Genomic DNA, 10,534 nt, shown 5'->3' with positions numbered 1-10,534 from the left:
AGTCCCTGACAGGCCCCCTGCCCCGCGTCGCCGCTCAGCGCGTGAGACGGATACCGCCCAGCCCCGCGCTGAAGGCGCTCAACAGGCGATCTGCTGCGGTGTCCGCAGAGAACACCGGGTCGAGGGCGAGGGTGATGTTGAGCGGTCCGGCTCCGCCGAGCACCGCCAGCTCCACTCCTCGCGATTCGTACTGGAAATCCGCCGGATAACTTCCGGGACGTGCCACGATTCCCTGGACGGCCTTTTCCCCCGGGTTCTGGGCCCGATTGAAATAGCTTGCCACGACGGTCCAGCCGCGGCTCGTATCGTTTTCCCGGAACGACGCCTGGAGCGCAGCGAGTGTGGTGTGGTCCATCTGTCGGTTCGCTGCGACGGCCATGACCTCCGTTCCCACCTGCCGGGTCATCTCGCGGAGGGTCCCGGTCCGGGGCAGCGCGACCGGGAGGGAGACGGTGAACATTCCCGAGGTGTCGAAATCCTCCGGGGACCGCGCGTCGATGGGCAGCCAGACGTGCAGACGGTCATCCGTGGCCACCTCGGTGAGCACCGCGTGCGCGAGCGCGGCGATGGTCAGCTGGAATTCGGTGCAGCCGTGGTTCCTCGACCGCTCGCGCAGCATCGCTCGCTCCGCTCCGCTGACTGTGGCCTGCGCGATCACGCACCGCCGTTGGCCGGTCGTATCCGGCCGTTCGGTCGGCGGCTCGCCGGACGGGCAGTTCTCGGCGATGCGCTGCCGCCAGAAGCCGGCTGCCCGCGGTGATCCGCCGGCCGCGTGCTGCTCGGCCGCCCGGACGAAGCTCTGCGGCTGCGGCACGGACGGACGGTCCGGATGCGCGGTGTCGTGCTCGAAATTGTTCCAGAGGTCCCGGAGGACCAGTGCCATGCCTCTGCCGTCGAGGGCCATGTGGGAGAACGAGGCGAGAAACGCGTGAACCGTGGGCGAGTGGCGCAGCAGGCGGAACCTGAACGGGTATTCCGTGCTGAGATCCCACGGTTCCGCGAGGTCCTTGCCGTGGACGAGCCGGGCGTACCGGCTGAACTGCTCTTCCGAGCTGCTGCGGACCTGCTGGCAGGAGAGCAGCGAGGCGCCGTCCGGCTGATGGCGCACCAGCTGGGTCGGGTCGCCGAGCCGTCCGTCGTCGCACAGGCCGATGCGCAGGGCGTCGTGCTGTCCGACCGTTCGCGCAACGGCTTCGGCGAAACGCGCGACATCGAGCTCTCCCTCGATCCGGTACGCGGCCGAGAGCGAGCCGGACATTTCCGGCTGCGCCCGCGTCTGGGCGTAGAACGAGGACTGCCCCGATGTCAGCGGGTACCTCGCCATGGGCGCGGCCGTCGATGCCTGCATTTGTCCCCCTGTTGAGACTCGATTTCGGATCGAAGCACACCGGCGGCTTTTGAATCCGAAACCATCGAACAGCGGGCTTGTATCCCCTGTCAAGGAGATGCAATGCGGACCGGCTCCTCGGGAATTCCGACTTCATTTTCCGGAAGTCGGAATTCACGAGAATTTCAGTGCACGGATCGGGTGGAGTGGGCCGCAGGGCGAAGCGGTGGCCTCGACAACGGGCCGGGTAACAGCCCGTCGAGTTCTGCGTCGAACTCGACGGGCTGCCGGCGGTGCATCTCCTTCCCGCTGGCGCCGCCCGGCCTGCCGAACGTGCCGTGGCCGACCACCTCGGGCTTCCCGGACGACCCCTGGTGTTTCGGCGCCGCGCCAGTAATATGAGTTCTCCTCACGTTTTCGTCAGGAGGCTGCCATGCCGGACCGCTTCGACCTGCCGGCGGGGTTCCGCTGGGGTGCCGCCACCGCCGCCTACCAGATCGAGGGGGCGGTGGAGGAGGACGGCCGCGGCCCGTCCGTCTGGGACGTCTTCGCCGCCCGCCCCGGCGCCGTTCGCGACGGGCACACCGGCGCGGTGGCCTGCGACCACTACCACCGGTATCCCGAGGACATCGCCCTGATGAAGGACCTCGGCCTGGACGGCTACCGCTTCTCCATCGCCTGGCCCCGGATCCTGCCCACCGGCAGCGGCCCCGTCAATCCCGCCGGACTCGCCTTCTACGACCGGCTCGTCGACGCCCTCCTCGACGCCGGCATCGCCCCGCTGCCCACCCTCTTCCACTGGGACCTCCCGCAGGGCCTGGAGGACCACGGCGGCTGGCTCAACCGCGACACCGCCTACCGCTTCGCCGAGTACGCGGCCGTGGTGGTCGACGAGTTGGGCGACCGCATCCCCACCTGGATCACCCTCAACGAGCCCTTCGTCCACACCGTCTTCGGCTATGCACTGGGCACCCACGCCCCCGGCCGCACCCTGATGTTCGAGGCCCTCCCGGCGGCCCACCAACAGCTCCTCGCCCACGGCCTGGCCGCCTCGATCCTGCACGACCGCGGTCTGGAGGCGATGCTCTCCAACAACCTCACCCCCGTCCGGCCGGCCTCCTCGGATCCCGCCGACGTGGCCGCTGCGGCGGCCTACGACACCTTGCACAACCGCCTGTTCACCGACCCCGTCCTCCTCGGCCGCTACCCCGACCTCTCCACCCTCGGCGTCCCCGACGACATCTACGGCGCCGTCCACCCCGGCGACGTGGACCTCATCCACGCCCCCGGCCTCGACGGCCTCGGCCTCAACTTCTACAACCCCACCCGCGTCGCCGCCCCCACCGAACCCGGCCCGCCCTTCACCCTCGTCGACATCCCCGACGTCCCCCACACCGCCTTCGGCTGGCCCGTCGTCCCCGACGCCCTCCGCCAACTCCTCCTGCAGCTCCGCGACTCGTACGGCAAGGCCCTCCCGCCCATCACCATCACCGAGAACGGCTGCTCCGTCACCGAGGACACCGTCCCCGACCAGCCCCGCATCGACTTCATGGCCAGCCACCTCGACGCCCTCGCCGCCGCCGTGGCGGAAGGCATCGACATACGCGGCTACTACACTTGGTCATTGATTGACAACTATGAGTGGGCGGAGGGCTACAGCCAGCGCTTCGGCCTCGTCCACGTCGACTTCGCCACCCAGGCCCGCACCCCGAAGGCGTCCTACGCTTGGTACCGCGACCTGATCACAGCTCATCGAGCCCGCAATCAGGTGTAGTTGCGCTTCGGGTGCCGGGGGATGTACGGCTTCTCGGTAACGGCCGAGAGGCCATCCGTACGGCGCAGTCTGCACCAGCCGTACCTCGGACACTGCGCAAAAGACAGAGTGTTCGACAGGTCCACAGCCCATTGCCAATGGTTCAACCGTCGGTCTGTTGCGCGGTGACGGGCCGCCTTGCGGTTCCGGGGCCCACAACGGGGAATTGGCGAGCGTTGTGGGCCAGAGCGGGGCTCAGGGTCGGCCAATCCCGGCTGCGACGTGCTCCCGACTACTCCATCCTCATCAGAGGCGGCCTGCCCGCGCCCTATGAGCGAAGGGCCTCACGTCGCACAGGAGCTGGCTTCCAGCTGCTTGCCATCGTCAACGACGTCCACCGGAACACTCGTACGGGGCTTGAGCGGAGGGGTGCCTGGCCGTCACGCCAGCCGGTAGGGCAGGGTGGTACCCATGGTAGGCGTGGCGAATCCCGCAGCGTGGCGCTCGGTGCACGAGGCGGCGTTGCCGCAGGTGTCTTCGGACAGCGAAGGCGCCATGTTCTCGGTCCTGGGCACCCGTGCCCTCCTGCTGTACCGGGTCGATGAGGCCGAGCGACGCAGGCGGCAGGCGGTTGGTGCCGAGCGGCTGGACAGCATCCCCGCGCTGGAGTGCCTGCTCGGCCTTCCGATCGGTCTTCCGGTTCCGGTGGGTTCCCTCCCGGACCAGACCGACGTTCGTGACCTCCCGCGAGGAGCTGTCGAGTGGGACACGGATCTGGTGACGCGCCGGGCGGTCCGGCCGCTCGCTGTTGACCTCGCGATTGTGCGGGCCGCCGGTTGGCGGACGGGTCTGGAGCGAGCAGGCCGGTTCGCACCGTTTTGCCGCCGGGCTCTCCTACTCGACGAGGTCCCGCACGCACGGTTGGACGAGATCTTGGCGGAGGCCACCTTCTACGGCATCGGCGTGCTCGTCAATGAGCCGGACGGGATTCGGATCGCACTGGAACCCGAGGCGTACCGGCCGCAGCGGCACACCGCCGCGGCCTGGCACTTCGTCGAGGAGCTGTACGGACGACTGGTCTGAGCAGCCCGCCCGCCCGTCAGTCGATTCCCGCGCCAGCCGGTGCCGAGGGCGCCACATCGAGGAGGGACCACCTCAACAATTGCGGCTGGACCTTGAAGCCGTTCGGCTGCTGGATAGCGGCGTTGACAAGCGGATACCGGTCCACTGCGGCCCGGCAGCGCTCCTGCCACCACCGCTGTCGGTCGGGGCCAACTTCCAGGGTCTGCAACGTCTGCTGCCAGGACATCAGTACGGCCGTGTTGTGCTGCGCTGCCGACCGGACGTCGCGGTTGCTCGGGAAGCTGTCCAACGCCCGACGTCCGCAGGCAGCGCACTCGCACACGGGTGCGTGCGTGGCAGCGAAACGGCGTGCGAGGGTCTTGCCGAGGAACAGGGCCATCAACTCGGGGAACAGCACGGCAGGGGAGTCGGCGAACCCCGAGCTCTTCGCAGGCTCACCGGGCGGGACGACGTGCCGGAAGCGCCCCGACAGCCCGTAGGCGGCGAACACTGCGCCCCGTGCCAGTGCTCCGAACGCCGCGAGATCGGCCCGCAGCAGCGCGGTTCCCGGTACCTGGGCCAGTACCCGCGCCAGCCCGGCCAGTGCGTCGGGGAAACTCGCCAGCGGGTCCAACTGGCCGCCGAGCATGACGGCTTTCATACCCGGTGCCGCGCTCACTTCTTCGATGAGGCGGCCGACCAGGTCGTCGCGCAGCCAGCCGACGTCGATCGGGAGGGCGAGCACGATCCGGGGGTCATCGCGCGCCGCCACATCGCGTACAGCAGCCCGCACGGCGGCCGTGTCCCCGGCCCGGAGGTATCCAGTCGGCGTGAGCGCCGCCGTCGTGCCGACGGCGAGCTGCTCCTGGACCGCTTGGCCGAGCGGATCTGCTGTGGGCAGCTCGTCGGTTCGCGAGAGGAATGGCTCGCTCGCCGTCGCGACGGCATCCTCGTAGAACGCCGGGTCGGCGATGAGCACGCCTGCGTAGTCGTCGTCCCGCAGCTCCGACGCCTTCTTGAGGGCCTTCGGTCCACTGATCACGAGTCCGCTGCGGGTGGGGTCGAGCTGGTCCCTTACGAACCCCACCCGGGAGGCGTCCACCTGAATCAGCAGCCGGTCGGTGAGCAACTCCGGCCGACTGAAACGGTCTTGGTTGACAATATGAGACCTCGGACGTCGGGAGGACTTACGAGGTTGGGGGAGCGGGACGGAGGAGTCGGACATGGCCTCGCCTTCAACTCGGCGGAAACACTCGACGACGTACTCGTGGCTCTACTGTACGGAGCGGGCTGACACTCTGCGGTTCGTAGCGATACCAATGGCCTTAGAAGAAACAAGAGTTGGTCGATGGTCGACTGACCGCAGCCTGGACGACATCATGTTCTGCGAGGCGCAGGGGACATCGTGCGGCTGGTGCTGCGCCCTGATTACTGTCCACCGGGCGCGATACGCCAAGTAGTGGTCAGTCCAGGCGGCTCGACTCGAGATCGTTGAGGACAGCGAGGACCGGTCCCCAGCACATCATGACGGTGTCGTGGTCGGGATCGATCCCGCGTTCCCGCTGCTGACGAAGGTGGACGAAGTTGCGGTACTCGCGGACGATTTTCATGAAGTCGTGAGCATCGACCTGAATCCAGCCTCGGGACCGGGCGGTGTCCAGTAGCAGCGCCAGGCTGGCCTTAGCCACCGGCACCGGCCTTCCTCCGTTGGGATTCGGGAACCCCTGGGCCAGGCTCGGGTCGCGTTTGGTCAGCACATCGAGCAGTAGACCTTCGGTGAAGCTTCCGATGCCGATGAGGGCGAAGACGTACGCACCATTGTCCGCGCAGATACGAGTCTCGTTCACCCGCTGCATGAGCTGACGCGTGATCTCCTCGCTGCTGACCAGTCGTCGGACGCGTGCCTCCAAGTCCTCGGGCGGACTGAAGGTGGTCGACCGGCCGTCCTGGCCGAGCGCACCCACCATCGGGCGGCCACCAACGTAGGTGATCGACAGCTGCTCTGCGGCGAGGATCTGATTGAGACCCTGCTGGAGGAGGTCGGCGGACGCCATGCCGTCCTCGTACTCCAGCGGGTCGCAGATACGACACAGGAAGCGACTGACGGCGGCTTCGTCACTGGCCGACTCCATGATCGTCTCGGTCAGCCAGGACACCCGCGCCGTGCCGTCGTACTCGACGGCTACCGGCCATGCCGCTCGTTTCAGCAGCTCGGCGAGCTGGTAGCCGGGGCGTTCGAACGGGCCGTCCATGTCCACGACGAGTCGCGCGATGCGTTGGATGGTCATGGGGTCGAGCTGGGCCATCAGATGTGCTCCTTGTCCGCGAACTGCTGAGAGTGATCGAAGGCCTGGTTGAGGCGTTCGACGATGACCCGTCCTCGCTTCCGGAAGCCGAGTTCGGTCATGGCCTGACTGATCCGGGTGTCACGGTCGAGCTGGTAGCCGTCGCTGAGAACCCAGCCGGCGAGCGCGCGGAGATCCGTGTCGGAGTAGGTGCCGATGCTGCCACCAGGCGTCAACGACGGTCTGTGTCCCCGCCGCGTCGACGGCTCTTCTGCCCGGCGTGGAGCGGGGACCGAGGTCTGAGGCACTGTGCCGTTCGGCGGCTCGTCGGCTGCGCGGACGACGTCCTGCCAGACACCGACAAGTCGGTCCGTCTCGGCCTGGGGGTCGGCGAACCAGTCCGCGGCCCAGATCCGGTGGAACTGCCATCCGAGTCGTTCCAGGTGAGCCTGGCGGAGCCGGTCACGGTCTCGTGCGCTCACTGTGCGGTGGTAGCGGTCGCCATCCGTCTCCACGGCGAGCAGCATCTGGCCGGGCCGTTCAGGATGAGCCAGCGCGAAGTCGATGCGATAACCGGAGACGCCCCATTGTGGGACGGCGGGGACGCCTGAGGACCGCAGGGCCTCCAACACCTGCCGTTCGAACGGGTTCAACTCGTAGGTCTCCTGGCGTCCGCCCGACCGGGTGAGGTCACCCTGGACAGCGCAGTACTCGAGGAACAGGCGCAGCAGTTCGGGGCCGCGGTTCTTCGTTTCGGCACGCGGGCCGAAGTCGTGGTGGGAGAACGAGCTGACGACTGTCATGCGGTTGCGTGCACGCGTGATGGCGACGTTGAGTCGACGCTCTCCGCCTTCGTTGTTGAGCGGCCCGAAGCGTTGGGCAAGCCGGCCGTTGGCGGCCTTGGCATACCCGATGCTGAGGATGATGGCGTCGCGTTCGTCACCCTGCACGCGTTCGAGGTTCTTGATGAAGAAGCGGCGGCCGGGGCCCGCCTCGGGGCTGAAGTAGTCCTGTAGGTCCGGCTGTGCCTCGAGGGCTCTGCGCAGGGCGAGATCGATGCGGTCGGCGTGCCGTTGGCCCATGGTGATGATGCCGAGGCTGAGATCGGGGGTACGGGAGGCGTGATCGAGGGCCAGCTCCACCACTCGCTCGACCTCCTGGGGTGCGGAGCCGTCCTGGCCGGGCAGTGCGTGTCCGTCGACGACCTCCAGGCGGATCGGACTTTCGACGGCGGTCCCGGGGAACGTGACGAGTTGGTCGCCGTAGATCTCGCGGTTGGAGAAGGCGATCAGCCTCTCGTCACTGCTCCGGTAGTGCCAGCGGAGGGTGTGGACGCGGGGCAGCCGACTGCTGAGCAAATCCAGGAGCGACTCGAAGACGCCGGGATCGTTCCCGTCCTCGTCGTCAGCGTCCTCCTGACTGTCCGTGCCGCTCAGCACGCGGCTGAAGAACGAGGTGGGCGGCAACTGGTTCCGGTCGCCCGCGACGACGACCTGGCGACCCCGCATGATCGACGTCATGGCGTCGTGCGGCAGGATCTGACTGGCTTCGTCGAAGACCACCACATCGAACAGCCGGGTGGCCGGTAGCACGCGGCTGACCACGAGCGGCGACATGGCCCAGCAGGGTTTGGCCGCCAACAGCACGTCGGGAGCCTTGGCGACCAGTTTGCGCAGGGGCAGGTGGCGCGTCTTGCGGGCGGCCTGGTCGCGGACTACGGCGTTCTGGTCGCGATGGGTATCGCGGGCCTTGCGCAGCCGGGCCGCCACGGAGTAACGCACGCGGCCGGCGTTGGCGGCCATGTGGTCGCTGTCGGTGCGGCGGAACTGCGTGACGGCGTGATCGTGTTCCCGTCCGGTGAAGGTGCGGACGTGCTGGGAATGCATCTTGATCTCGGCGAGAACGGATGACCACCAGGCGTACTGGAACCGGTCGACCACCGCCTCGGGCGTGGGGAGGCTCTGAGTCAGCTCGTCAAGCAGCGGGCCAAGACCGGCGGCCTCCAAGCGGTCGGTCAGCTGGTTGAGTTCGGGCATCTGGTACAGCGTCGCGCGGTCGGCGTCGAGTTCTCGTACGAGCTCGACGACCTCATCGGCAGGCTTCTTCGCCCAGCCGTCGACACCCGCGCAGAGGGCCACTGCGGCGAGCCGGTCGCGAAGCTCGATGAAGTTCTTCAGGGTGGCGTCGAGCTCAGGGACTGTGGACGGCGGTGCGCCGTCCACCGACACGCTCTGCCAACGGGTCCGCTGTTCCTGGGCCTGGACCAGCCGGGTGTGGAGGAGCTGGCGGTCGCGCAGTCCGTCCCGATGGATGGCCGTGGCCTCACGGACCAAGGAGCGCCGCTGCCACCAACCGATGGGCTGCCCGTGCTGCTTGCGCCATGCCCTGTCAGCGGTGGCGGCGACGAGCCGGTCGAGCTGCGGTCCGAAGACCTCCGCAGTGAACTCCTCGAAGGTGCCGGACACTGCCTGCAGGAGATCCAGCAACTGCTGCCAGCCGTGGACGTCCTGTGCCTGGCACAGCCCTGCTGTGGTGATGAGTGTCTCGATCTCCCTGCGGGTGTCCAGGAAGGCCGTGCCCGCCAGCTGGTCGAGTCGTTCGAGGACTGGACGGAGCTCCGTGACGTCCCGTACGCGGGTGCGCGCCCAGGGAGACTGGCCGCGCCGAATCTGCAGCCCCTTCCGGCTGACGAACTTGTGCAGGTCCTGCTCCACCTGTTGCCGTGTAGCCAGGTCCAGCTGCTTCAGGACACCGCCGCGCAGGTGCCAGCGGGTCTGGTGCTCGGGCGGAACCCCTGACAGCGCCGCCAGGGCCTGGTAGGCGCTGACCCCCCACGGGGACCGCGGCTTGTGGAACTCGGCGACGTGCCGGCCGGTCTGACCGCGGAAGTGCTCGAGTGAGGCGTGCAACTGTTCAGGGCGCGGCGGCGGCTCCTGGCCAGACCGGTCGAGGGTCTCAAGAAGCTGTTGGGCCAGCTGGCGACGGTTCAGCTTGTTTCCATGGAGATCGAGAACGAGTCCGTCGAGGTCGGCCTGGGCGAGTCGGTCGGTGACCGCCTCGATCGCGGCGCGCTTCTCCGCGACGAAGAGGATGCGCCGTCCCTCAGCAGCCAGCGCGGCGATGAGGTTGGCGATGGTCTGGCTCTTACCCGTCCCGGGAGGGCCCTCAATGACCACATGCCGGCCGGCCAGCACGGCGCGGATCGCCTGCTGCTGAGAGGCATCGGCATCGTGGACGAGGAACTCCTCCCGCGGAGGGATCTCGCCCACTGGGGGAGGGCCCTCCGTGTCCTCCAGCAGCGAGCGGGCCGCCGTGCTGTCACCGGCGATAGCGGCGATGACGGGGTGCTCGGCGAGCAATGAGCCCGAGTTCTTCAGGTCGTTGACCATGGGCAGCCGGTCGAAGCTGAAGGCCCCGACCACGAGGCGTTCCTCGAACGACGCGGACAGCCCGCTCCGACGGAGGGACTTGGCGAGGAGGTCGTACACAGCGCGCACCCGGGTACCCGGATCCGTCTGCTCCTCAAGCGTGGTTGACGCCTGGTCGGCCAGTTGGTCGAGGTCGTCGTCCAGGCCGTACTGGCGGTTCAGTGCGTAGAGCAGGACCGGATTGATCTCCGGCTCGCCGTCGACCTGGAGGACGAAGTCGTTCTCGGTGGCCGTGCGCGGCTGGATCGTCAGGGGCAGCAACACGAGGGGAGCGCGCAGTGGGGGGACGATGGTTGTGCCACGTGTCTTCGGCGAGTCCACGTTCAGCAGTCCGCAGGCCAGGCGACCGGCCTCGACACCCTGTTCCTCGTCCAGTTCCAGGATCCGGCGCCGCAGGTAGCGTGCGCGAAGGCAGGCGGATTTGTGATCGGACGGATCGGGGACGAGGCTCGCGAGCCGGACCTTCCGGCCGGTCAGTAGCGCGTGCTGCTGCTCGGCGGAGATGGCGGTCAGGTCGAGACTGCCAGTCTTTGTGTCCTTGAAGTGCAGCAATGTATTGCGCGGTCCAAGATCAATGAGTTCGTCGGCCCATCGCTGAGCCTGGGAGGCCACGGCCTCCTCCCGCGCGCGATTGGCAGTGCCGTTCACTTAGCTACCCCTCTGGTCCGAACCTCTTCCT

General features: G+C 68.0%; 6 protein-coding genes. 2 read left to right on the top strand and 4 right to left on the bottom strand.

All coding sequences use genetic code 11. The features are described 5' to 3' along the window. Positions 1-34: 34 nt before the first annotated feature. Positions 35-1,348 (bottom strand): condensation domain-containing protein, encoded by a 1,314-nt coding sequence (locus tag UK12_RS13175; protein WP_045303092.1) that lies wholly within the window; start codon positions 1,346-1,348, stop codon positions 35-37. 412 nt (positions 1,349-1,760) lie between these two features. Between UK12_RS13175 and UK12_RS13170 the strand changes: the two genes are divergently transcribed. Next, entirely contained in the window at positions 1,761-3,101 is a 1,341-nt protein-coding gene (locus UK12_RS13170) for a GH1 family beta-glucosidase (RefSeq protein WP_045303091.1), read from the top strand. 486 nt (positions 3,102-3,587) lie between these two features. Beyond that, positions 3,588-4,163 carry a hypothetical protein gene (locus tag UK12_RS13165; RefSeq protein WP_082119566.1) on the top strand — a complete coding sequence of 192 codons (576 nt, stop codon included), beginning with the start codon at positions 3,588-3,590 and terminating at the stop codon, positions 4,161-4,163. A gap of 16 nt (positions 4,164-4,179) precedes the next feature. Here UK12_RS13165 and UK12_RS36560 read toward each other — a convergent pair whose 3' ends face one another. The 3 genes from UK12_RS36560 to UK12_RS13150 all read right to left on the bottom strand — a co-directional run bounded on the left by UK12_RS36560 (position 4,180) and on the right by UK12_RS13150 (position 10,503). Then, complete coding sequence (locus tag UK12_RS36560; RefSeq protein ID WP_156178694.1) at positions 4,180-5,121, bottom strand: hypothetical protein; 942 nt, start codon at positions 5,119-5,121, stop codon at positions 4,180-4,182. Between the two features lie 484 nt (positions 5,122-5,605). Beyond that, entirely contained in the window at positions 5,606-6,448 is an 843-nt protein-coding gene (locus UK12_RS13155; protein WP_045303090.1) for a hypothetical protein, read from the bottom strand. After that, positions 6,448-10,503: an AAA domain-containing protein gene (locus UK12_RS13150; RefSeq protein ID WP_045303089.1), complete on the bottom strand. Its 4,056-nt coding sequence runs from the start codon at positions 10,501-10,503 to the stop codon at positions 6,448-6,450. The genes UK12_RS13155 and UK12_RS13150 overlap by 1 nt, the downstream gene beginning before the upstream one ends. Positions 10,504-10,534 lie beyond the last annotated feature (31 nt).

It is taken from the genome of Saccharothrix sp. ST-888, assembly GCF_000955975.1.
Classification (GTDB): Bacteria; Actinomycetota; Actinomycetes; order Streptomycetales; family Streptomycetaceae; genus Kitasatospora.
The sequence above is the reverse complement of the archived record's forward strand: the minus strand, read 5'-3'. Positions and strand labels throughout refer to the sequence as shown.